The sequence below is a fragment of the Fibrobacter sp. UWB12 genome (assembly GCF_900142485.1).
Classification (GTDB): Bacteria; Fibrobacterota; Fibrobacteria; order Fibrobacterales; family Fibrobacteraceae; genus Fibrobacter.
The window spans coordinates 193043-217974 of record NZ_FRAZ01000001.1 but is presented as its reverse complement, the minus strand read 5'-3'; the positions used below and the strand labels follow the sequence as shown (position 1 = coordinate 217974).

At 48.3% G+C, this 24932-nt stretch carries 19 protein-coding genes; 11 read left to right on the top strand and 8 right to left on the bottom strand.

Features of this window, described 5'->3' with window-relative positions:
• Positions 1 to 54: 54 nt before the first annotated feature.
• From BUA34_RS00890 to BUA34_RS00880, 3 genes are all read right to left on the bottom strand, one after another.
• Positions 55 to 1089, bottom strand: coding sequence for a DUF3300 domain-containing protein (locus BUA34_RS00890; protein ID WP_072826867.1), 1035 nt, complete (start codon positions 1087 to 1089; stop codon positions 55 to 57).
• 76 nt (positions 1090 to 1165) lie between these two features.
• Entirely contained in the window at positions 1166 to 2143 is a 978-nt protein-coding gene (locus tag BUA34_RS00885) for a tetratricopeptide repeat protein (RefSeq protein ID WP_072826866.1), read from the bottom strand.
• 201 nt (positions 2144 to 2344) lie between these two features.
• On the bottom strand, positions 2345 to 4012 hold the full coding sequence (locus BUA34_RS00880) for a glutamine--tRNA ligase/YqeY domain fusion protein (protein WP_072826865.1): 1668 nt from the start codon (positions 4010 to 4012) through the stop codon (positions 2345 to 2347).
• Between the two features lie 170 nt (positions 4013 to 4182).
• Between BUA34_RS00880 and BUA34_RS00875 the strand changes: the two genes are divergently transcribed.
• Complete coding sequence (locus BUA34_RS00875; protein WP_072826864.1) at positions 4183 to 5097, top strand: DMT family transporter; 915 nt, start codon at positions 4183 to 4185, stop codon at positions 5095 to 5097.
• Here BUA34_RS00875 and BUA34_RS00870 read toward each other — a convergent pair.
• Positions 5094 to 6611, bottom strand: a complete 1518-nt coding sequence (locus BUA34_RS00870) for a Na+/H+ antiporter NhaC family protein (protein WP_072826863.1) — start codon at positions 6609 to 6611, stop codon at positions 5094 to 5096. The genes BUA34_RS00875 and BUA34_RS00870 overlap by 4 nt on opposite strands.
• Positions 6612 to 6614: 3 nt before the next feature.
• Positions 6615 to 6788: a hypothetical protein gene (locus BUA34_RS15810; RefSeq protein WP_175545400.1), complete on the bottom strand. Its 174-nt coding sequence runs from the start codon at positions 6786 to 6788 to the stop codon at positions 6615 to 6617.
• Positions 6789 to 6926: 138 nt separating this feature from the next.
• Here BUA34_RS15810 and BUA34_RS00865 point away from each other — a divergent pair, with 138 nt between their 5' ends.
• The 10 genes from BUA34_RS00865 (at position 6927) to BUA34_RS00820 (ending at position 22756) form a co-directional block, all read left to right on the top strand.
• The gene (locus tag BUA34_RS00865; RefSeq protein ID WP_072826862.1) at positions 6927 to 8225 is read left to right on the top strand and encodes a DUF1565 domain-containing protein; all 1299 of its coding nucleotides are present in this window, start codon (positions 6927 to 6929) and stop codon (positions 8223 to 8225) included.
• Positions 8226 to 8539: 314 nt separating this feature from the next.
• Positions 8540 to 10156 carry a phosphomethylpyrimidine synthase ThiC gene (gene thiC, locus BUA34_RS00860; RefSeq protein WP_072826861.1) on the top strand — a complete coding sequence of 539 codons (1617 nt, stop codon included), beginning with the start codon at positions 8540 to 8542 and terminating at the stop codon, positions 10154 to 10156.
• A gap of 45 nt (positions 10157 to 10201) precedes the next feature.
• Positions 10202 to 12001, top strand: coding sequence for an AAA family ATPase (locus BUA34_RS00855; RefSeq protein WP_072826860.1), 1800 nt, complete (start codon positions 10202 to 10204; stop codon positions 11999 to 12001).
• A gap of 21 nt (positions 12002 to 12022) precedes the next feature.
• Entirely contained in the window at positions 12023 to 13393 is a 1371-nt protein-coding gene (locus BUA34_RS00850) for a hypothetical protein (protein WP_072826859.1), read from the top strand.
• Between the two features lie 38 nt (positions 13394 to 13431).
• Positions 13432 to 14589, top strand: a complete 1158-nt coding sequence (locus tag BUA34_RS00845; protein ID WP_072826858.1) for a LysM peptidoglycan-binding domain-containing protein — start codon at positions 13432 to 13434, stop codon at positions 14587 to 14589.
• Positions 14590 to 14798: 209 nt separating this feature from the next.
• Positions 14799 to 16766: a sensor histidine kinase gene (locus BUA34_RS00840; RefSeq protein WP_254794260.1), complete on the top strand. Its 1968-nt coding sequence runs from the start codon at positions 14799 to 14801 to the stop codon at positions 16764 to 16766.
• On the top strand, positions 16763 to 17479 hold the full coding sequence (locus BUA34_RS00835; RefSeq protein ID WP_254794259.1) for a response regulator transcription factor: 717 nt from the start codon (positions 16763 to 16765) through the stop codon (positions 17477 to 17479). The genes BUA34_RS00840 and BUA34_RS00835 overlap by 4 nt, the downstream gene beginning before the upstream one ends.
• Positions 17472 to 20003, top strand: coding sequence for a hypothetical protein (locus tag BUA34_RS00830; RefSeq protein ID WP_072826856.1), 2532 nt, complete (start codon positions 17472 to 17474; stop codon positions 20001 to 20003). Before BUA34_RS00835 ends, BUA34_RS00830 begins: the two co-directional genes overlap by 8 nt.
• A gap of 114 nt (positions 20004 to 20117) precedes the next feature.
• Complete coding sequence (locus BUA34_RS00825) at positions 20118 to 21899, top strand: ABC transporter substrate-binding protein (protein WP_072826855.1); 1782 nt, start codon at positions 20118 to 20120, stop codon at positions 21897 to 21899.
• Positions 21900 to 21958: 59 nt separating this feature from the next.
• Entirely contained in the window at positions 21959 to 22756 is a 798-nt protein-coding gene (locus BUA34_RS00820; RefSeq protein ID WP_072826854.1) for a CDP-alcohol phosphatidyltransferase family protein, read from the top strand.
• Between the two features lie 116 nt (positions 22757 to 22872).
• On the opposite strand, the gene mpaA is transcribed toward BUA34_RS00820, so the two are convergent.
• The 3 genes from mpaA to ruvC all read right to left on the bottom strand — a co-directional run bounded on the left by mpaA (position 22873) and on the right by ruvC (position 24885).
• Complete coding sequence (gene mpaA, locus BUA34_RS00815) at positions 22873 to 23571, bottom strand: murein tripeptide amidase MpaA (RefSeq protein WP_072826853.1); 699 nt, start codon at positions 23569 to 23571, stop codon at positions 22873 to 22875.
• 67 nt (positions 23572 to 23638) lie between these two features.
• Positions 23639 to 24316 (bottom strand): M15 family metallopeptidase, encoded by a 678-nt coding sequence (locus BUA34_RS00810; protein WP_072826852.1) that lies wholly within the window; start codon positions 24314 to 24316, stop codon positions 23639 to 23641.
• On the bottom strand, positions 24313 to 24885 hold the full coding sequence (gene ruvC / locus BUA34_RS00805; RefSeq protein WP_072826851.1) for a crossover junction endodeoxyribonuclease RuvC: 573 nt from the start codon (positions 24883 to 24885) through the stop codon (positions 24313 to 24315). Before ruvC ends, BUA34_RS00810 begins: the two co-directional genes overlap by 4 nt.
• Between the last annotated feature and the right edge of the window lie 47 nt (positions 24886 to 24932).

Sequence of the window (24932 nt, the reverse complement as noted above, 5' to 3'; positions counted from 1 at the left end):
ATATCCGAGGCGAACATGTCATGCCTCGAAGAGGAATGACAACGAAGCCGAACGTTACCTTCTACGCGACGGTGGCGGAGGTGGATTATGCGGTCCAGGACGACGTTCTGCTCTGCGTGAATCCCGGTTATCATCCGAACTCGAAGCCTGCGGAGGCGGAGGTGGAACCGGACGCTTGTAATTTGACGGCGGAGGAGGCGGTGCCGAAGTTGTACGCGGTTCCGATGCAGCCGACTTGTTCAAGCCCTTCCCATCCCTAAAACTATTAGAACGCGGAGGCGGAGGTGCTGCCGGACGTTTATAATTCGGAGGTGGCGGATTATCAAAATGCCTAGGCGCAGGTCTGTCGCGGAGCCTATCATGACGTGGCGGGCGAACAGATTCGTGAAAACGATGATGACGCGGAGGTGGCGCATAGCGGTGCGGATGGCGGTAATGCGGGCGACGGTGCACCCAATCGTAATAGAACGGATTCCAGCCCCAATAAACAAGACCAGCACCAGTCCAAACCCCATTCACATAGCGAATGCGGATATTACCATCCGATACGACATAATAAACGACACGCGGATCGTATTCAGGAACATACACGTATTCTTCGCGGACAGGCTGAATCGAAACATTTTCGTTCACTGTCACAGAAACCTTGTCATCGCTATTCAAATAACCATTCTTATGAGCAACCCTGCGCATTCTCTGCACGGCATCCATCACGTCGGCCTTTTGCATTTCAACAGCTTCGCCGAGCTGATGAGACCAAGTTGCATATTTCGCTAATTTGCGCAGTACATCCGGGAACGGAATGAGTGCAATCACCGATTCGTCGTAATCGAGTTCAGCTCGTTCAATTGCAGCTGCCAAATCATCACCTTTCAAATGGCGATTTGCAGTTGCAAATGCTGATGCGCTTGGGAGGTCTTCGCCATGCGTTGTAGCATCAAGAACATGCACCAACAACGGGTCAGGATAAAGCGCAATCGTCGAAACGAGTGTATCCAATTCCGCAGGCGTATAGCGGTTCTGGGCATTCGCCATTCCTGCCAAAAGAAACACTAGCGGCAGAACATATTTTAGCGTTTTCTTAAACATAGGAACCTCCTTATCCTTAAATTACATCTTATTAGATGCAGCCGACCAGCCCTTGGTTTCAAGATATTCAAAAAAATTATTTTCTATTAGCCCAAATCAAATAATCCTTGAGAGCCTCAATTTGCTTTTGTTCCAAAAGAAGCGCGATATTTGGATTATCAAGAAGAATGATTTCATAAAAGATAAAATCGCCCAATTTATCCGCATCCAAAACCTTGTCGAGCCTGCTCAAGACTTCAACGGAACCCTTATGCGAATCCATAAACGGAAGAAGTCCCATCAAACATTCTCTATACTTCTTTTCCCATGAGCCCGCTATTTTCTTATACTCAGGTTCGTACTTCCAAGCAGCCTGAACAAACGCATAATACGACCAAATCGAATCGGCAACAATATTCACGTTACCCGTTGCTGAATCTCGGGACATTTTCACTTGCGGATTGAATGTCCAATTTTTCATACTAAGTCCGTTGTCATCAAAAATCTGCTTGCGCACGGCTTCTAGTCGCGGGTTGTTGCGGTTCAATACTTTTGCAATTGAAATTTCTTGAAGAGCCTTTTCCTTTTGACCCTTAATCTTATAAACATCGGCAAGCAACCAATGCGCTAGAAAATCTATGTAATTGGCATCAATCGCCTTTTTATACCATAATTCAGCCTTATCCCATTTTTTCTCCATTCCATAAGTTTGTGCAATATAGGTTATCGCGTTATATAACTTAGGGTCTTGCTGCAAAGCCAGCGTATAAGCATCGCGAGCCTTGGCATACTGATGCGAGCCAAAATAACTTTCTGCCTTATCAAATAATTTTTTCGCTTCGCCTTTCGGTTCAAACGACTTTAAGACATAGCCATCAGCCGTTTTTTCGCGGTAAACCTGAATATTAATCATCTTACTGCGATCCGGTACAGGAATCGGTTTTTCAAGGAACTTCAAAGAATATGCCGTTTTGGAATCCTTAATGATATCCATAGCCTTTTTTAACGGATTTTCGACTTCGGCAAAAGAAAGCGTGACAAACACGCAAAGCAGCATCAGGATTTTATTTTTCATAAACCCATTCCTTCTTAGTTGAGTCTATAAAACAAAATACAAAATGTCCGACAAAAAACAAAAGACCCCGGCGCTAGGCCAGGGTAACATTATCATCAATTCGAATTAGAACCAAGCGAGACAAGGCGCGAACCCCCGTAGCGTACTAAGCGTACGTGAGGGGGTGAGCAACGCCGTATCGCGAAGGTTATAATTAGAATTTTACTTTGTAGGGTTGAAGCTGTCCTTCAAACCAACCGTTCTGTTAAACACGAGATGACCCGGCTTGGAGTCTTCGCTATCAAGGCAGAAGTAGCCCTGACGCATGAACTGGAAGCGGTCTTCGAGCTTGGCATCGGCGAGAGCGGGTTCCACCTTGGCCTGCTTAATGACCATGGAATTCGGGTTCAGGTAATCGTGCCAGTCTTCGCCTTCCGGGACCTGAGCAGGATCTTCGAGCGTGAACAAGTTATCAATGAGGCGCACTTCGGCATCCACAGCGTGTGCTGCAGAAACCCAGTGGATCGTGCCCTTGACCTTGCGGCCATCCGGAGATTCGCCACCCTTGCTCAGCGGGTCGTAGACGCAGTGGATCACCTTGACCTTGCCGTCAGCATCCTTTTCGACGCTCTTGCAAGTGACAAAGTAAGCGCCCTTGAGGCGGACTTCGCCTTCCGGCTTCAAGCGGAAGTACTTCTTCGGCGGTTCTTCCATAAAGTCATCAGCTTCGATGTAGAGTTCACCGCTGAACGGAACCTTGCGCGTACCAGCGTTCGGGTCGTTCGGGTTGTTCTCGACTTCGATCATTTCAACCTTGCCTGCTTCCCAGTTGTCAATCACGAGCTTGACCGGATCAATCACGGCCATCACGCGGTTAGCGGTCTGGTTCAATTCTTCGCGGATGCAGAAGTAAAGGAGGTTCACGTCGACCATGGAATCGGCCTTGGAAACGCCAATGCGGCTGCAGAACTCGCGGATGGAGCTCGGGGTAAAGCCACGGCGGCGGAAACCGCAAACGGTCGGCATACGCGGGTCGTTCCAGCCAAGCACAGCCTTTGTCTGCACAAGTTCAAGGAGCTTGCGCTTACTCATCATCGTGTACGTGAGGTTCAAGCGAGCAAATTCAATCTGCTGCGGACGGTTCTGCAAACCAAGTTCAATGAGGAACCAGTCGTAAAGCGGACGGTGAGCTTCGAACTCCAGCGTGCAGATGGAGTGCGTGATGCCTTCGATCCAGTCGCTAATCGGGTGGGCAAAGTCGTACATCGGGTAGATGCACCACTTGTCGCCCGTGCGATGATGCGTGCAATGCTTGATGCGGTAGATGACCGGGTCGCGCATGTTCATGTTCGGGCTTGCGAGGTCCACCTTGGCACGGAGGCACTTTTCGCCATCGGCGTACTTGCCGTCGCGCATTTCGTGGAAGAGCTTCATGTTCTCTTCGACGCTGCGGTCGCGGTAGGGGCTCGGGCGGGAAGGCTTGCCGGCATCGTTGCCGCGGTATTCCTGCATTTCGTCGCGAGTCAAATCTTCAACATAAGCCTTGCCCATTTCAATCATCTTTTCGGCAAAGGCATAAATCTGGTCGTAGTAGTCACTAGCAAAGAATTCTTCTTTCCATTCAAAGCCGAGCCACTTCACGTCTTCGCGGATGGAATCCACGTATTCCACATCTTCCTTGGTGGGGTTCGTGTCATCAAAGCGGAGGTTCGTAAAGCCACCGAACTTCTTGGCGGTGCCGAAGTTCAAGCAGATGGACTTGGCGTGGCCAATGTGAATGTAGCCGTTCGGTTCGGGCGGGAAACGCGTCAGCACGTGATCGCGCTTGCCGGTTTGGAGGTCGTTAACGATAATGTCCTGAATAAAATTCGAAGATTCGGGGATTTCCATAACAGGGTCCTTTTAAAATTTTACGAGGGAAAGATAGAAAAGTGTGCAAGGTGAGTCATGCACGAAAACTTGTTTTCGTATGTGCGAACCGCAGCCACGGACGCCGAAGGCGTCAAAAGTAGGGAGTCAGAAGTAGAAAGTAGGCTTAGCATTTCTATTTTTACGTTAGAATGGCAAATATTGGATATAGTTTTTTACTGATTTTAGCAGCATTTCTCTGGGGATCGACCTTTGTCGCACAAATTGAGGGGAACGACATCGGTCCGTTCGCTTTCGTGTGCATGCGTAATTTTATTGCAACCGGAGTCCTTTTCGGGCTCGCCAACATTTTGGACAAACTTGGTAAAAATCCAAGGCACCCCAAGAACAAGGAAGACCGCCGCAAGCTCTGGAAAGCAGGCTTATTCTGCGGGCTTACGCTTTTCTTTGCGATGAACTTACAGCAGACCGGGCTTTACCTGGGCTGTTCCGCCGGAAAGGCGGGATTTCTCACCACTTGCTACATCATTTTCGTCCCGATTTTGAGTCTGTTTTTCGGTAAAAAAATTTCGACTAAAATTTGGCTTTGTGTTGCCATTACGGTCGTGGGGCTTTACCTGCTCTGCATTAAAGGCGATTTTTCAATCGAGATTTCCGATACAGTTCTGCTATTGTGCGCACTCGCCTTTGCAAGCCACATTTTGGTTATTGACCGGTTCGGCACTCACGTCGACAACATTCGACTTTCGGCAATCCAGTTTCTCGTGGTTGCAACACTTTCGATTTTCCCAATGTTTTTCGTGGACTTAAAAGGGAATTTCGCGGCTTTCGGCAACATTGTCGAAGTCTATTCGCATTTCAAGCCGTGGATTCCGCTTTTATATGCGGCCATCCTTTCGAGTTGCGTGGCATTCACTTTGCAGATTATTGCACAAAATAAAATTAGGCCCACCCTAGCATCGCTATTGATGAGCCTTGAATCTGTTTTTTCTGTAATTTCTGGATGGGCGGTTCTTGGCGAACGATTCACGCTTCAGGAAGGAATCGGCTGCGTGCTAATGTTCACCGCCGTCATCCTTGCGCAAATCGATTTTAAGCACCATTAACCTTTCTTCTTGGCACGCTTTTTAAGCAACACAAGCGTGCCAAAAGTAAGTACAAAGCCAAACAACAACGAAAGTACAGCACTACGGGTTAAACCCGCGACAATGTATGTGACGAACGAAATTGCCGCCACAACAAGTACATACGGGATTTGTGTATTGACGTGATTCACGTGATTACATTCCGCACCGGCACTTGCCATAATCGTCGTATCCGAAATCGGAGAGCTGTGGTCACCGCAAACGGCACCCGCCATACAAGCCGAAATGGAAATAATCATGAGGCTGTAATCCACGCCACCAAAGGCTGCAACAACAATCGGAATGAGGATTCCGAACGTGCCCCAGGAAGTTCCTGTCGCAAAAGCGAGGAACGCAGCAATCACAAAAATAATCGCCGGCATAAAGTTCATGAATCCAGAAGCGCCACCTTTTACAAGGCCAGCCACAAATTCCTTCGCGCCAAGTGCATCCGTCGTGCCCTTGAGAGTCCATGCCAAAGCCAAAATCAAAATTGCAGGAACCATCGCCTTGAAGCCATCCGGCAAGCAGGCCATGCAATGGTTAAAGCGCAACACGCGGCGGCTCATGTAGAAACATACGGTAAAGATAAACGCACCAAACGAGCCAATAGCAAGACCGACAGAAGCATCACTTGAAGCAAACGCATCAACAAAGCCCTTCGCCGCATCGCCTGATGCAAAATAACCGCCCGTATAAATCATGCCGAGCACGCAGAACACAATCAAGGATGCAATCGGAATCACAAGGTCGAGAACACCTCCCTTAGTCTCCTTCAAGTTCAACGCTTCCAGTCTTGCATCCATCGCATTATCATCCGATTCAAACTTTTTCATCGGTCCGATATTCACATTCCAAAAGACAACAAGGAACAAAGTAAAAATAGTTAACAAAGCATAAAAGTTAAAAGGAATCGCCTTGATGAAAAGAGTGAGTCCATCCTCGCCTTCCACGAATCCCGAAACCGCTGCGGCCCAAGAACTGATGGGAGCGATAATGCAAATAGGCGCCGCCGTAGAATCTATCAGGTACGCGAGTTTTTCATGGCTCACCTTGAAGCGGTCCGTTACCGGGCGCATCACGCTACCGACCGTGAGGCAGTTGAAATAGTCATCAATAAAAATCAAGATGCCAAAGCAAATCGTCGCAATCTGCGCACCGACTTTTGACTTGATATGAGCCTTGGCCCAGTTGCCAAATGCAGCAGAACCACCCGCCCTGTTCATGAGCGCAACCATAGCCCCCAACATAACAAGGAACACGAGAATACCCACGTTATAAGGGTCTGCAACTTTTGCAATCAAGCCATTCTTGAAAACGGCATCAAAGAATCCCGAGCCAGTTCCTTGACAAAGAAGGAGCCCACCGACAATGACGCCCACAAAAAGCGATGAGTAAACTTCTTTACTGACAAGGGCTAGAATAATTGCGACAAGAGCCGGCACGAGAGCCCAAAAGGTTCCGTAAGCCATTACAGTATTTGCGGCCTGTTCCATAAATTACTTTTCCTCAGGTTTCAAGGATTCAAGCGGTTTTTTTACCCCTGCATTTTCCAGTTTTTGCAAGACTTCGATAGCGTAATCTATCGCATCCAAAGAATGCGAACTTGCATACATTCTCAAGTCAGAAAGCGCATAAATAGCCCTCTGGTTATTCATTTCTTTTTCCGACATAAATTTCTCCTTTGCATTTTTCAAAAAAATAGCTTAAATAATCTAAATATTATTTTGCGAATTTTAACAACAATACCCATGTGATACTCCAATTTTGGAAATCATTACTATATTTCGAGCACCTTTTAAGGAGAAAAAATGAAATCCATTAAATTCATAGCTGCAGTAGCTGCATTTTGTTTCGTAGGTCAATCATTCGCAACAGACTGGTACGTAAGCCCAAACGGCAAAAATAAAAACGAAGGAAAATCAACATCCGCCCCGCTCAAAAACATTTGGAAGGCTATAGAACTCGCATCTGACGGAGATGTCATCCGCGTAGCAGCTGGTAATTATAATGGTCAGATGAAGCAGGGATGGATCAAGCTCGACAAGCCCGTGTCCATCATCGGCGGCTACTCGGACGATTTTTCCAGTCGCGATGTCGTTAAGAACAAGACCTTGTTCCAGCCGACGAACGAAATGAACGGCACCAAAGGCCAAGGAATTCTTCACCTCAATTACAAGGGCGCAAATTCCAAAGTCGTCATCGACGGATTCATTTTTGACCAAGGCGAAGCAAACAGCTACCACCCGGTTGAAGGCAAACCAGAAGGTGTTGAAACCGGCATGTGGCTTGAACCACCGTCCAAGGGAAACACAACCTTCCCCTCCCTTAACAATTATAGCCTCTATGGTGAAAACTCTGAAGGCGAGCTTACCATTCAAAACTGCGTCTTTGTAAATGCCGGAAACATTGCATTGAACTTAAACCATGTCGCAGGCAAGGTCAAAGTTTTGAACAACATTTTTATTGCCAATAGAATCGTTGGCGCAAATGTGCAAGCCAAGCAAAACAAAGTCGACGCCGTCGATTATGAATTTGCCTACAATACCGTAATGTTTACCTGGACTCGCACCAAGTTGTTCGAGGACATGGGCTACGGCGTACGCGCCAACACGAACTGCATTACCCGAGTTCATAACAACATCTTAGCCCTCAACATGATGGCTGGTTTCGACAACACCAAGGGCGACCCAAAATCAAAGAAGGTCTATCTCGACAAGAACGCCTTCATCCTGAACAAGAAGGGTGACGTCACTGTTACTGTGAGCCCGAACATCCTTTGGCTTAATGTCGCCGATGGTGCATTCGAAGACTTGGAAGACGCTCCGAGCATCCAAAGCCTCAATGGTAACATTTCCATTAGCGATCCGAGCATATTCAAGGGAAAAATCAACCAGGCTTATTTGGAAGGTTTCTTAAACGCAACTTACACGGAACAGGCTTCGTACAACGAAAATTCCCCGGCAAATCTTTTCAGAGCCGCTATGGGTCTCAACAAGCAGGGTTCCATCAAGTCTAAGGTATCTATGTTCATGAACAAGTACCCGATGGAAGAAGCTCTAAACCTCTTTGGACTAATGGAAGGTTACGGCGCTCAAAAGCAAAAGTAATCCAGAAAACATGCAAAACAGGCACCTCAATCGAGGTGCTTTTTTTATACCGACTACAATCAGCCGCATAAAAATCACAGGATGGGGCAAAGCCCCTACTCCTCGGCTCGGTTATAAAAATGAGTTCACTCATTTTTGCAACACTCGCCTTCTGAGTAGTCTTCGACTTCGCTCAGGATGACACAAACCTTCCTACCGTCGACTTCCTACTGTCTACTACAATTATTATATTATAAGCGGGGTGCCTGCACTCAATACGCGGGCTGAGATTATACCCCTTGAACTTGGTTCGTAATTGAACAAAAGGAACGTTTATGTCTGAATCTAACGGCTTTTTCAAGCCTTTTCCGCAGTCTCGCAAGATTTATGTACCCGGTAAGATTTTCCCGGACTTGAAAGTCGCCATGCGCGAAATTTCGCTCGACGACCCGAAATGCCCTGTTCTCCCTGTTTACGATACGAGTGGCGCTTATGGCGACCCCGACAAGACGATTGATGTAAAGAAAGGACTTGAACGCATTCGTGAACCGTGGATCCGCGAACGCTTGGAAAAAGACGGAGCCCACAAGACTCAGATGCAGTACGCCCGCGAAGGCGTCATCACTCGCGAAATGGAATACGTTGCCATCCGCGAAAACCAAAAGATGGACGAAATTTTTGGCAGCAACGGTGACGCCATCACGCCGGAATTCGTGCGCAAGGAACTCGCCGAAGGCCGCGCCATCATCCCCGCCAACGTGAACCACCCGGAATGCGAACCGATGATTATCGGTCGTAACTTCCTCACAAAAATCAACTCCAACATCGGAAACTCTTCTGTCGCTTCTTCCATTGAACAGGAAGTCGAAAAGATGGTCTGGTCCGTGCGCTGGGGGGCAGATACGGTGATGGACCTCTCGACCGGCAAGGACATTCACGAAACGCGCGAATGGATTTTGCGCAACAGCCCGGTACCTATAGGAACCGTGCCGATGTACCAGGCACTCGAAAAGGTGAACGGCATTGCCGACGACCTCACGTGGGAAGTGTTCCGCGATACGCTTATTGAACAGGCCGAACAAGGCGTCGACTATTTTACAATCCACGCAGGACTTTTGCTCAAGTATGTACCGTTCGCTTTGGAACGCACGACGGGCATCGTGAGCCGTGGCGGTTCTATCATCGCCCGCTGGTGCATGGTGCACAACCAGGAAAACTTCCTTTACACGCACTTCGACGAAATCTGCGACATTCTCGCCAAATACGACGTTTGCGTTTCCTTGGGCGACGGACTCCGTCCGGGTTCCATTGCAGATGCAAACGACATGGCACAGTTCTCCGAACTCGATACGCTCGGCGAACTCACCGAAATTGCTTGGAAGAAGGGCGTTCAGGTCATCATTGAAGGTCCGGGTCACGTGCCGATGCACAAGATTCGTGAAAACATGGACCGCCAGATTGAAATGTGCCACAATGCGCCGTTCTACACGCTTGGCCCTCTCACCACGGATATCGCTCCGGGTTACGACCACATCACGTCCGCTATCGGTGCCGCAATGATTGGCTGGTTCGGAACCGCCATGCTCTGCTACGTGACGCCGAAGGAACACTTGGGCCTCCCGGACAAGAACGACGTACGTGAAGGCGTGGTGACATACAAGCTCGCCGCCCATGCCGCAGATCTTGCCAAGGGCCACTTTGCCGCCCACTTCCGCGATGACGCGCTTTCGCGCGCCCGTTTCAGCTTCCGCTGGAACGACCAGTTCGCGCTTTCGCTCGACCCGGAACGCGCTGTGGAATTCCACGATGAAACGCTCCCCGGCAACAACGCGAAGTCATCGCACTTCTGCTCGATGTGCGGACCGAAATTCTGCTCGATGCGCATTTCCCGCGACATCCAGGAATACGTGAAAACTGGCAAACTCGACCCGAAGAGCGATCCGCTTAAGTAACAGGAACTTTGTAACTAGTAAAAACCGTCCTATTTGGAGGTGTCCATGGAAAACGCAAGAAAAATTCTCAACGAGTTTATCAAGAACAAGTTCTCTGACCAGAATGAGTTGAAGAAAGAATTGTTCAAAGCCGGCGTTGCAGCCTTGGATGAGGGCTGGACGTTCATGGACGCCACATTCCAGTTGGGCGGGAAAGCTAGGGACGAAGGGCTCTCGGCAGATGAAGTAGAAACGATTTTGCGAAACGCATTTTCCGAAGAAAAACGGAGAACAGAGCGCGAAGAAGAACAAAAAGCCGCAGCACAAGCCGCTTCGCAATCCGCACAAGCTCCGCAAGCACAAGCTGCAGCAGCGCAGCCAGGAGTAGCTCAAGGGGTTGCACCGGGCATGGCTCCAGGTTATACAACCATGGGACCAACAGTTATCTCGCCCATCTCGGCAACGATGATGCAGCAGATGATTGCACTCGGTCTCGACAACCAGTCTCTTGAATTGTTGCAAAACTTCAAGATTGACCCCGAAGCGCTTTCAATCCCGTGGCCTGCTCCGGACTGGCGCAAGGACTTTGCAAAGCTCCTTGCGGCAACGTTCAAACCAGACGAAACAATCGAATTCAAGATTTCGAACACGCCAAAAGGTTCTCGCGAACTTGTCTCGAACATTATCGGCCAAGACGAAGCGCTCAAGAAAATCATGAAGCAGCTCGACAGCCCCGATGGAGCGCTGTTGACAATCAATGCCGTAGGCAGCGGAAACGCCGACGCAACCGACGAAAGTTGGCGTTACCGTTATGTTGTCGTCGACAATCCGAAGATGACACTTGCAAAGCAGCTCGCCTACTACAAGGCTTTGAACCTTCCCTGTGCCGCCCTCGTGAACACGGGCGCAAACTCCGTACAGGCTTGGATCAAAATCGAAGCGACTGACCAGGAAGAATACAACGAGCGTGTCGATTTCCTTTTCCAGACACTCGAATCGCAAGGCTTTAAAGTCGATGAAGGCAACCGCAACCCGAACCAAATGGTTCGCATGCCGGGCGTGCTCCGCAATGGCAAGCAGCAGTACCTTATCGCTTTGGAACAAGGCGCCAAGAATTTCACGGAATGGCGTGAATGGGCCGAATACTCGCTCGACGGAAAACCGCTCATCGAACTTGCAAGCGATAGCGAAGAAGCACCGAAGAAAGACGTTACCATTATCGAAAACGTGCTACGCGCCGGTGAATTTTTCTTGTTCACGGCACCTCCGAAAAGCGGAAAATCGCTTGCCCTTTTGGACATGGCACTTTCGATATGCTATGGCGAAGACTGGTTCGGCAACACGACAAACGAAAACGACGTTTTGTTCATTAACATGGAACTCACCAAGTCCGTATTCTTGAACCGTCTGTTTACACTTGGCGAAAAACGCAAGCTCCAAGCGAATACACCCAAGTTCGGTTTCTTGAACCTCCGCGGAACAGCTCTTTCACCGCTTGAAATCGCACAACTTATCGCCAAAAGAATTCAAGGCGCCAAGAAGCTCGAAAACCACGATTACAAAGTCGTCGTTATCGACCCGATTTCGGCAGTTCTTCACAATCCCAAGTCTGCAAGACTTAGCGGATCACCGCACCAGAACCTCATGCAAATGGTGGATTCTATCATAGCCCTCACAGGCTGTGCAGTCGTAACTTCGTGCAACATAAACGAATACCCATACCTCGAAGCACGTGCCGACAGCGTCATGTCGCTCTCGCCTGTAGAAGGTAGCCTGAACATGTACCAGATTAACGGTTCGTTCCGCGAATTTCCGAAGACTCTCGCCAAGGAATGTTCCTGGATTTATCCTAGATTTATAGTTTAAACAATTAACACGATTTGAAAGATGTACAAACAAAACAATCGTTTTCCCCGCCGTACCGAAGGCAATAGAATAGGCAAGCCTCTCATCGGAGGCAAATTCCACGCCTCCAGAAAAACTGATATCCGCAAGGATAACGAACTCGAAACAAAGCAGGCAAAGTCTGACAAGCCTGTTGTCCGCAAGATTCTTTCGTTCGAAGACATCAAGGCTCAAGTTTCGGCCTGGATGGAAAACGACCGCATTCCAGGAAAACTTCAGGCATGGTTTACTGCCGAAGCCACACCTGAAAAATCCGACTGGAGAATCATCAAGGAATACCACGGAGCACAAGAAAATATAGTCGTTGAAGCCCCGTCCCGCGATATGAAGCCCATAGAGCTTGTAAACCGCGTCATGGAACAGCTCCACAAGGAACATTTGCGCATCTTTAAAAAGGCTTTGCGCCAAATTTGGTTCCGCGCCACAGGCGACGGACGTTTCGCCCTTCTCGTACAAGTAAATGTCAAGGGAAGAATATCGGCACATGGCTACAAAACGTTCATCGACTTCCTTGAACGCAGCTGCCCCGAAGTCATCAGCTGCCACCAGATCCAGTGCCTCCCCGACCGTCTTTTTGACCCTGCCGATGCTCAAGGCATGAAAATCGAGGCGAAATGCGCCTTTGGCAGCAACTTTATGCCCATTGCAAGCACAGGTTTCTGCATGCACGTTTTGGACTGGACCCCGCGCATCAAGGACGCTTGGCTCAACCTCCCCGTCCGTATCAAGGACGCCATCCATCCAAACCGCGAAGATAGATTCTTTGAATTCTGCTCCGGTTCTTCTTACGTATCAGCAAGCCTTGCCCCTTGCTTTAAGCAAGTCGAAGCGCTCGATTGCCGCGAATCCGCCATGCAGTCTTCGAAGTTGAACATTCGAAATCTTGCAACGCAGAACATGCGTTTCCACCGCAGCCATCTGGACGCAAACTTCATTTCCAAGTTCTTCTCCAAAAGCGATAACGCCGAAGGCCGTTGGACGTTCTATATAAATATGAACTCCAATGATGTCATCACTTCGGAAACCATACTCACGCTCGCAGCATCTAGGCCCGAAAGAATTCTCCTGCAAACTGGGAACCTGGAAAACGCCTCCAAGGCCATCAAATCGTTCAGAAATGAGGGGTATATGCTCCGCAAGAGCATTCCGTTCTACTTGGAACCCGGTCGTGGCAACTTCGAAATTCTCTTCTTGTTCGTCCCGGATCGAGTAGGCATTTTAGGCCAAAACCCAGCCCTTGCACACCGTTCTCGCAATATTCAGCGCCCAAAAGAGAGTTTACAGCGCTCGAAAATGTCAGATATTCCTCATTTTGTGCAAAAAACGCCCACTTTTAAGCAAAGAAAAGATTAAATTAATATTAGAATAATTATTTGCTTAGGGAAAAGTGTATGCGATTTCTAAAATGCGCTTCGATCTGCCTTGGTCTTTCGGCTCTAATTGCATCTGCCTATGTGGTAAAAAAAGGCGATACCCTTTGGGACATCAGTGGCGAATTTTTAAACAATCCGTTCGCCTGGCCGGACCTTTGGGAAAATAACAGACACATTGAAGACCCGCACTGGATTTATCCAGGTGACTCCATCTATTTAGGTGAAGGCATTAAAGACGACGGTTACCGCCTCCCGAAGACAAAACCGTGCGAAGCGGCCATCGCCGATTCCAACTTGCCGAAAAACATCAAGGCCGTAGGCTGCGATGAACGAGACGCCCGCAATGGCGATTTCGAAAACATGCTTGGAAATCTCCGCGACAAGGACAAGAAGCAAAAGAAGAAAAAGGCTGCTGACGCCTATTTCTACCAGAAGCGCCCTGAACCAAAGATTTTCAACGGCTATTACCAGATTCTCGCTCCCGAAATCTACACGCTCGATTCCATCAAGAAGGACAAGCGCTACTTCTCTATCCAATCCGGCGAAAAGAAAGTACCGATTATCCATATTCCTGAATCCGAAGTCGTTGTGGGCATTGGCCGCAAGACGGACGCAAACGTCAAAAAAGGCGACTTGATCGAAATTCTCGATGCACGCGCCATTGAAGTGCCGACCAACAATAGCAAGAGCTATGACAACTTTGCACTGGTCAGACTTTCGGGCTACGCCAAGATTACCGCCGTGGGCGATACGCTCTCTAGAGCAAAGATTGTCCAGAGCTTCAGGGAAATCAAGATAGACCATTCCAAGGCCCGTCTGAAACAGCCACTCAATATTTTGAACGTGTCCAGCTATACCCCCGTTCCCGAAGCAAAGATTGAAGAAATGGCAATGATCCGTTACACGATGGACCCGATGCTCATTATCGGCTCTTACGCCTATATCTTGGTAGACAAGGGTGCAAAGCAAGGCTATAACACTGGTGATGCCATTGCCATTTGGGCCGAAGACAAAACCGATGCAGGCCTTCCGCCAAGACTCCTTGGACGTGGCGTGATTGCAAGAGCTTCCGACAACGAATCCACGGTTCTCGTTCGCGAAATCTATTCGAACAGCCGCCGCATTGAAATTGGACACAAAGTCTCCGTAACACATCAAGCAAACTTGGTCCAGTGACAAAGAACTTACTGATAATCATTGGAATTGCTATTTCGGTTCTGGCCATTTTTATGGCCGGAAGTGTCCTTATACTCAATTATCCTGAATTGTCAGCGCATATTCCATTCTAAGGAAGTGGGCTTCCAATGCGGATTTCTCGTAGCAATCTACTCTTTCTTTCCTTTTTTGCGGGAGGTATTGTCTTACCGACAGCAATCCTCTCGTTTTTGAGTGTAAGAAACATTCAGAACGAAGCATACCTCGCGCAGAAGAACTATAACGAAAGTACGGCAACGTTCCGCGAGCAGTGCGAATCGACCGTCAGCAAAGAACAGAGCAAGATATTCCAGGAAGTCAAGTCCGCTTCGCTGTATCTTTACGAACAGCCGCATAGCCTGCTTGACTTTGGCAACGCCACGCAGTTCAAGACCGTGAACGGTATCGAGGCGATGTTCCTGTACAACAACGGAACACTGATTTACCCCGACATTTCGTCCAAGCACTTTTCAAAGACTTCGGACTACTCGAACAGCCTCGCAAGCCCATTCGAGAAAATGATTTTCCGCGAGGAGGTCACATCGGCCATGCCTCAGCCGGCCAGCCTCTCGCGTTCGGCTCGCCAGCTGAGATTCTCGTTTGAATCCAAGGACGACCAGATTCAGAATATCCTTGGACTTGTACGCATCGCCTACAAGACCAAGGACTACGAAGAAGCACTCCGGCTCCTCAACATTCTCGAAGAACATCCGCACCAACAGGGTTACCTCCATTCGGACCTCACACGCTCGGTCAACCTGTTGCACTTCGAGATTCTCGTTGCACAAAAGAAGCACAAAGAAGCCGAAGATTACACACTCGCCGTTTTGAACCAGTTCTTGCAGAGTAAGAACATCGAAAACCTGCCCTCGGCTAAATTTTTCTTCGAAACGACATTCACACAAATTCTCTCCTTCGAAAACCTGAGCCAAGAAAAGCGCGAAGCTTTTTGGAACTTGCGAGAGAACTTCAACCGCCAGCTCGGCTACATGGACATATTCTTTAACAACAAAGAAATTGTCCAAGCGCTTTTGAACAAGGAATCGACGTCCAAAAGCGGCATCGATATCATGAGCAACAACAAGTCGACATTCATCAAGATGAGCTACCCCATCCTCTCCGGAGACCAGGTCGTGCTTGCCAAGGTGAACATCGACGAATACCGCGAGCGCATGCGTTCCAAGATCAAGACTTCGGCACAAGGCTGGAAGGGCATCCCCTATTCCATCACCGAAGGAAGCGACAAGACTCTTATCCTTGGGCATGTTTCGGACAGTTCCGCCATCATGACGCAAGTCATGCTAGACAAAGTCATTTCCTGGAACTTAACCTTGTACGAAAAAGGCTTGAGCGAAATCAAGAAAGACACGCGCAAACGCATGTTCCTCATGTATGGACTTCTGTCGTTCTCGCTCATTACGGTTCTTCTCGGATCTATCGTGATGTTCAGATTCCTCACGCAAGAACACAAGCTCTTGGCCATGAAGGCAAACTTCCTTTCGAGCGTTTCGCACGAACTGAAAACACCGCTCACCTCCATCAAGATGTTTGCTGAAATGATGGCCCGCGGACGCGTGCAAAAAGTCGAAAAAGTGCAGGAATACTCGGGACTCATCGGCAAGGAGGCAACACGCCTCGAGAACTTGATAGGCGCCATCTTGAACTACACACGCATGGAACATGGCAAGGGCGGATTCCATTGGGAAAAGCTCGATTTCTCGGCTTGCGTGCAAAAGGTATTTGATAACGTCGAAGATATCGGTGTCGAAAAAGGGCTTTTGTTCAATACCAAGATAGAACCCAGTTTATATGTCATTGGCGATTACACAGCCCTATACAGCTTGGTGCAAAACCTTATCGAGAATGCAATTAAATATACAAACGCCCCTGGCGATATTACTATAACGGTAGCCCCCGATGAAGACAGAGTCGTTTTCTCCGTTGCAGATACCGGTATAGGTATTCCCACTTCGGAACAAAAAAATATATTTAATGATTTTTATAGAGTTGGTGACGAAATGACTCGCAGCACCAAAGGCTCCGGACTTGGCCTTGCTATTGTCAAGCGCGTAGCGGAATCGCACAAGGCTACCATTTCGCTCACTAGCAAACCCGGCAAGGGCTCCACATTTACCGTACGATTCAAAAAGGCAGAATGATTATGCAACAACACAGAATCCTTATTGTTGAAGACGAAGAAATCATCCGGCTTGGGCTCCAGGATAACTTCGAGCTCGAAAACTACGAAGTCGAAACGGCATGCGATGGCGAAGAAGCTATCGCCAAGACGGACTCGTTCCAGCCGCACTTGATTTTGCTAGATGTGATGTTACCCAAGAAGAGCGGCTTTGAAGTCTGCCGTTTCATCCGCAAGAAACATCCGGAATGCATAATCATCATGCTCACGGCAAAGACCGAAGAGACCAGCAAGGTTGCAGGCCTCGACATGGGCGCCGATGACTACGTGACAAAGCCGTTCTCGATTCTTGAACTTTTGGCTCGTGTAAAGGCATTTCTCCGCCGCATCGATCTCCAGAAAGCTCCGGCCAAGCAGCTTTCATCGGTGGACGTCATTGATTTTGCCGACATCCACATGGATTTCAAGAAGTTCGTTGCCACAAAGGGCGGTGTACCGCTTGAACTTTCCACAAGAGAATTCCAGATTCTCAAGTACTTCTGGCAGCGCCGCGGCGAAGTCATTTTGCGCGAAGACTTATTGCAAGACCTCTGGGGGTACACTCCCGACAACATGCCTTCGACAAGAACTATCGACAATCATATCGTAAACTTGAGGCGCAAACTCGAAGACGATCAGGCAAATCCGAAAATCATCCTTTCAATCCGTGGAGCAGGCTACAAGTTCGATGCTTAATTCTTGGTTCAACAGAAGCAACGCATACAAGGCGTGGATTCTTACAATCCTCGTCCTCTGTTCGCTGTTTTCTGGCCAAGCATTTGCAGGCAAGATGGCTTCGCAACTCCAAGAAGCCATCTACCTCTTTGAAATGAAAGGCGAAGCAGGCGAAGCAATCCGATTGCTTGAAAAGATTTCGCGCCAGGGTGATGATGACGACAAGGAATCGGCATTCTTTTACCTCGGAAAGATTTACGACTTGGCAAATAACAAGGCCCAGGCAAATCACTATTATGGGCGCAGCCAAGCTTTTACCCAAACCACCAGCAAGGCTTACTGGCTCGCTGGGCGTGACGCGGCAACAACTTATTCTCCAGAAAGGCTTTTGCAAAAAATCATTACACTCAAAAGCCCCATCCGCAAATTCTTCGATGGCAAAAACGCCAACATTCTTTTCGAAAACGGACACATTGCTAAAATCGAAAACGGAAAAGTCGTAGAAATAGCATCAAAGCTAGACGAATCAAGCCACTTATTGCAAATTGATTCCGATGGAATGTGGTACCAGAATGCCACTCGCGACTCGCTCTTTTTCAAGCCGCATAATTCGCCCAATCAAGAAATTTCTTATGCCGTAAAAAATATAAACCAGTTCACCGCCATAAACGGGAACGCCATCGCCATCGCCGATAAAGGCTTTTACATTCTTGACCGCAAGGGAACCATCATCAAGAATAATACCGACTATTCCTCTTGCCAGTTGCAAAACAACCAGTTCATCAACGACAACTTTATCATTAACTGCACCGATAACGCGTTACATTTTATTTCGGCAAGTTCAGCGACAGAAACATTCACCATTGCGCAATACGACATAATCCAGAAAGTCTTTATCTATAAAGACTACATCTACTTGATTTCAGGAAATGCGCTATTCTGCTACAGTTTGCAAGACCCTCAAAAAACGCTCTGGAGAGTCGAAGTCGGAAACGTAGAAAGCATCCAGGCTTTCGAAAACAACATTGTCACACTTGAAGCTTCCGGGAAAATCACCTTGTACGACCAAGCCTCGGGCACTGTTCTTTCAACCGTTCGGGCAAACGCATCGAACATGTACACGCTAGCACGGGGAACTCTCGGACTATTTTCGAACGAAGGCTCAGTCATCACCGTCGACACGTTACTCCGCCCGCTATGGGGATTCAACTTCGCAAAGCCCCCCATGACGCACCCCATCATTAAAAGGCGCTATATTTACGTTCCCTTCAGCAACCGGAAAATTTTTGCCATCGACGCCCACTATTACGGGCAACGTCCTTTGTATTCGAGCAAGTTAGCTTCTCAAGCTGTTCATTTGGCAAAGCAAAAAAAATGGGATAAAATTCCGCCCTATCTCGAATCGATTATCGAGAACGAGCCCGGCAACGCCGAAGCACACTTCCTCAAAGCGTTTAACCTAGAAATAAAAGATGCGCCCGAAAAAGACCGCCAAAAAGCATGGGCCGAAGCCGTGAGACTTTCTACCGGAAGTCCACAAATTGCACGCATTGTTTTGAAATACTACAGCAAGGTTATCGGAGCAAACTATGCAAGCCAGCTGAACATTTCTCCAAAGACCATATATCCGCAATTGCTGGGTTCCAAAAAGAACCTTTACATGGTAGACCCCGCCACCGAACAGATCATCTGCATCAATGCCGAAAACGGCAAGCAACGCTGGAGCAAATATATCGGCAAAATCGGCAATGCGCCCGTCATCCAGTCCGACGAAAATACAATTGTGATATCGACCGGCTACCAGATGAACATTTACGACATGAACAAGGAAACGTTCAACAAGCCGTTACAACTGCCCGGCAAGGCGTTTAGCTTTACAATTTCCGGGGACTACATTTACGCCTCCACTTGGAATGGATTTTTGCTGAAGATTTCACGAGTAAACAATAGCCTTGTCTGGTCGCGCAAAGTCTATTCGATGCCGTTCCACGTTGTCAAAATGAACAAATTCTTGCAACTTTGCAACCTCGATGGCGAACTAATGCGCATAAATGACGATAATGGACTTACCATAGAAAAATCGACATACAAAGTTCAAGTCAACATCACGGCAATGGAAGGTATTGATTCAACGCTTGTACTTGTTTCCAGCACCAACAAACTTTTCTTGCAAAACACGAAGCGCAAGGAATTCAGTCCAACGCAAGTGCTCATGGAAAATCCAATTGTTTCAATGCAAGTGTTCAAAGACCAAGGTGAAGACAAAATCATCATTTCGCTTTCGGACCAGTCTATTTTCCTTTATTCAAGCATCGGTACCCCGCTCTGGAAATACCAAGGGAAAAAATCCACATTTTCAAAGCCGTTCATTTACGACGGAAAAGCATGGATAGATCAAGGCAACGAAATCATAGCCATTTCGATCAAGAACGGGAAAGTTGTCAAAACATTTAACACCCCTGGCGGTGCAGGAACCCCGCTTATTTTGAACCATACTTTGTTTAGTGCATCGCCTAAACGGGTACTTTATGCGTTTCCGCTTTAATTTGGCATCAATTTGATTCAATAAACTACTGTAAGGGTGTTGGTAAATTAAATTTTAGTGGTCATATTCGCAAAATCTCACTACATTTTGCGCATCAAGTTTTACAGGAACTAAATGAGCGTCCATTTCAAAAAAATCGCCCCCTTTTGCTACCTCTCCATAGCGGTTGCGTTCATGGTCGCAGGCTGCAAGGACGATGCATCAAAGACGCCCAAAGAAAAGGTTTCTGAATTTCCGAGAAACGAGACTTTGTACATCGGAGGGTTCGACTGGGCTCCACCCACCACGTTCAATCCGCTCGATCCCGACCCGAACTTCCCGACTGATGGCAACATAAGACTCATGTACGAGTCGCTCCTCACGTTTAACCAGCTTACCGAGAATCTGGACCCGATGCTAGCCGATGGATTCACCCAGACGGATTCGAGCATTACCGTTCATTTAGATTCACGAGCCAAGTGGAACAACGGAGAACCAGTCACTCCTGACGATGTCATTTACTCATTCAGGATAGATTCACTGCTCCCGACGGCACACCATAACAACTGGAAGCACTTCAAAAGCATTACGGACGACGGCGATAACCATATCACGTTTCTTTTGTCTGACAACAAAAACCCGCTCATGGCCTTGAACGCCATCGCCGAGACATCTATTCTCCCGAAGTCCGTCTTCGAACCGCTGATCAAATCCGCCAAAAGCGGAAAAACATACAGCATGGAGAAGATTCTCAAATTCACAAACGATTCTCACCCGATCGCTTCGGGGCCGTACACCCTCAAGACTTACACCCCCGACCAAATTGTTCTTGAACGTGTCGAAAACTACTGGCGCCAAAATCATTATGGCAAAAGGAAGCCCGCCCCCAAGTACATCATCCACCCCATTTACGACAAGAACGACAACTTCAATAGCGCAATGATTCGCGGGAACCTTGATGTCTCTTCGATTTTTCTACCCAGAATTTGGGAAAAGTCAAAGGACAGCATCCGAGCCTGGAGCCGCGAGGAACCCTACCAACTCCCCTCAACCCTAACAGCTCTCATCATTGCGACTACCAAGGAACCGTTCAACAACGTAGCCTTTAGGCGCGCCCTCGCCCATTCCATCGACTTTGAAAAAATCAAAGCCAAAGCATTTTCGAACTATACCCCCGCCATACAGCCCGGGTTCATTTTGCCCTTTGGCACCGAGAAAAAGTATTTCAACAAAGAAGATATCGAAACCTACGGGTATAGTTATAACACGGATAAGGCCCGTGAGATTCTTGCGGAAGCCGGATACTCATGGAACGAAGAAGGCAAACTTCTCGACAAAAAGAAAAAGCCTGTCCGCACAATTTCGATCGAGTGCCCGCAAGGTTGGACCGACTGGATCGATGCAATCAACGTCTTAACCGAATCGTTCGCAGAAATCGGCATTACCGCCGAAGCAAAAATTATCGATTATGGAATATGGGACACGAACATCCGCCGAGGGACATTCGACCTATCCCTTAAGACTCCGCCCACGGAACACTCTGTTGCAAATCCCTGGCACAGATTCTACCAAATGCTAAGCACAGCTAACTATAAACCGGTTGGCGAAGAAACATTTGCAAACCCGGGACGATTCCAGAACGCCGAAATAAACAATCTCGTGATGCAAATACCGACCATTACAGCCGAAGATTCGCTCGTAGAAACCTACCGTGAACTCAACAAGCTATTTATGCAAACGGTCCCCCTCATTCCCCTCATGTACAGGCCATCGACCTACTACCAGTTCTCTACCAAGCACTGGACGAACTTCCCCACGGAAGAAAACCCGTATGCGCCCCCCAATAACCTGATTGTGGCCGCCGGAGTGAGCGCTCTTTGGGAAATTGTACCCGTCGAACAGCCGGATAATCAATAAAAAAGTTCCTTTTCTCTCAAAAAAATTTATTTTTTGCACACCAATTCAAGGAGTATATCGTGGGAAAATTACGTTTTGTTTTGCCAAATACTTTCACAAGCCTGAACTTTTTGTTGGGTGTGTTTTCCATTTGTTGGACAACAGGAGCGTTCAGTTCTTTTAGTACGGCAGACCAAATCCGCATGGGTGCATATTTTGTCATGTTGTGCGCGCTTTTTGACAAGCTTGACGGTTTTGCAGCCCGACTCGTGAACGCCAGTTCCGAATTCGGAGCCCAGTTCGACAGCCTCGCTGACTTGATTGCTTTCGGCCTTGCCCCGGCATTCTGCTTCTTCTTCACTTACAAGATTTATGCACCGGAATGGTTCCAGAACCACGGCCTTCTGATGGTAGTCGCTCTCTCCGTTTACGTGCTCTGTGCTGCCATGCGCCTTGCCAAGTACAACGCATGCGACTCCGACACCTACCACCACCACTTCTCCGGACTTCCTTCTACATTTGCCGGTATGATCAACGCCGTGCTTATCGTTTTCCTCAAGACCAAGGGTGTTTTTGCCGATCCGAGCACATTCCTCTTCTGGCTTCCGGTTATCGTATTCGTTGCAACAGGATTCTTAATGGTGAGTCCGTTGTTCCTCCCGAAGCTCCAGCCGCGCAAGAACAAGGCTTTCAACATTTTCCAGATTGTTCTGATTTTGCTCACCTACGTTGCCGGAATCCTCTTCTACAACGAAAAGGTGCCGTACATTCTTGAATACTTGCTTCTCCTTGGAGCAAGCTACATGCTCATCGGCTTCGGCGTTGGCCTTGCAACCCGCAAGCAAATCATCGAAGAAGCTAAGGCCTCAAAGAAGTAGTCGATAAAACAACGTCATCCGGAGCGAAGTGCGCAGCACAAACGAAGGATCCAGTTAAATTTCAAGCAAAAAGCCCGCCGAAAAGCGGGCATTTCCTTTTTATAGGCTATAGTGGATTAGTGCGTCCCCTGGCATTCCAGAAATTCCGCAAACGCACGACCATAGCGGTCAAACAAATGCTCCAACGACATGCGCGGGAGTTCCAACGTCACACATTCCAGTCCGCGCTCACCACACCACGTACCAAAGCTCCCCGGCGTCTTGTACCCAATGTCTGGCAACCAAGGCAAGTTAAACGTATCCATCAAGCCTTCGACAAGCGCAGTCTTTTGTGGAGCATCGACGCAAGCCATCGGAGCATGCATCGAAATAACACTTGCAGGTTTCAGTTTTTCAACCAACTCAACAAGAGCCTGAGTCTCCGGTTCGCTCCCGGCTACAGCCCCCGGCGACAAAAGTGTGTCTCGCGGAGCTTCCAAAATTGAACGTGAAGCGACCATTTCTGTTGAAAAGTTCTGCGTCTTGAAATTGCGGTTCAAGTCCACTCCGTGTACATTTCCGCGCGTTCCAAGGACCATGCCATCAGGATTGGCACTCAGAATAAATGCAATGGAATCAAAGTTGTCTTCAAAAGCCCGTAATACTCGGCTCAAGAGAAACGTTGTTTCCGGTTCTTCACCGTGAATCCCGGCTATGACGAGCAATTTACATTCTCGTTTGCATGGGAAATACAAAAGCGGAGCACCCAGCACCGAACGGCCATAGATAGAAGATTTCAACCAGATTATACCGCGAGATTCAGGAGTAAAATTCATAGAACTAGTAAACTGTAAAATTTAACTGGATACTTCGCCCTTTGGGCTCAGTATGACGTAATGCATTCTACACAAAGTAAGGATAGATGTATTCCTCAGCAAGCTGCGGGAGATTCGCCAGTACAGCGCGTTTACATTCCATATCCGAGCGTTCATAAATGTTGCGCAGCACATCGAGCGAAAAGTGCTCCAAGCGTTTGCGCGATGTCGGCAGATGCGCAATATGCCACCCCTCGGGCTTGATTTTTCCGCGACCAGGAACAAACACACGGCTAAAGCCGAACGATTCACCCGCCTCCATGCGCGCCGTCAAGAACGCATGGAATTTTGCAAACATGCCTTCACATTCCGCGGGCGTGAGCTGGACCTCGTAGCCCTCCGGGCACGCAGCTCCATCGACTACGTCGATGTCCGTCCCCAAATGGTGACGGCTCGCCCCCGGAAGAGCAGACCAAGTGAGAATCGCATACATCAGTTCTTCTTCATCTTTCGGGTGTTCCATCGGCTCGCCGTTTTCATTCAAGAGCTTAAGTTCACCTCGTGCCTTGCGGTTCCAAATCGAAAGTTGCTTTTCGAACGAACGATACGCCGACTCAAGGCGCAGTTCAAAGCCGTTCGCGGCAGCCTCTTGCGCAAGCAGCTGCAAATCGCCAACAATTTCCCGGTCAACAAAATACCCCGGCTGGAACTCGACCAAATCGGGCGTTCCAAGGCCATACGGCAATAACTGAGACATATCCGTCATTGAATAGTCCCTCCCATCTTTTCAATCAAATCCTTCCATTGCTGCACCGTCGCCTTTTTCTTTTTAGCAGTCTTCTTTTTCGTAACAAGCGACTGCACCGGAGAGGCCGGATTCGCATGGGTCCACGCAATGGCAAGCGCATCAGTAGCATCGAGCGGTAGTTCAGAAGCAACAATCCCGAGGCGAGCAAAGACCATGTTCGCCACATGTTCCTTCGAGGCAGCCCCATCACCTGTAACAGCCTGTTTCACGACACGCGGTGGGTATTCGTCATACGTCATCCCGCGACGGTGGCACGCCACAAGTATCGCCCCACGGATATGCCCAAGCACAAGAGCGCTTTTCACATTTTTGGCAAAAAACACGCCTTCCATCGCCAAAGCATCCGGATGATAATGGTCCAAACGCTCTTCCAGCTCCGAAATAATATGCACAAGCCTGTCTTCAAGACTCTTTGTGGCGTTTGCATGAAACGTGCCATACTCAAGGACTTGAATTTGATTGCCCGTTTTTTTCAAGAAAGCATATCCGGTCGTAATGGAGCCCGGGTCGATACCTAGAATAACCATGACAAAAAAATAGATAAAAATGCTTTTTTTTCAAAAAAAACGCATTT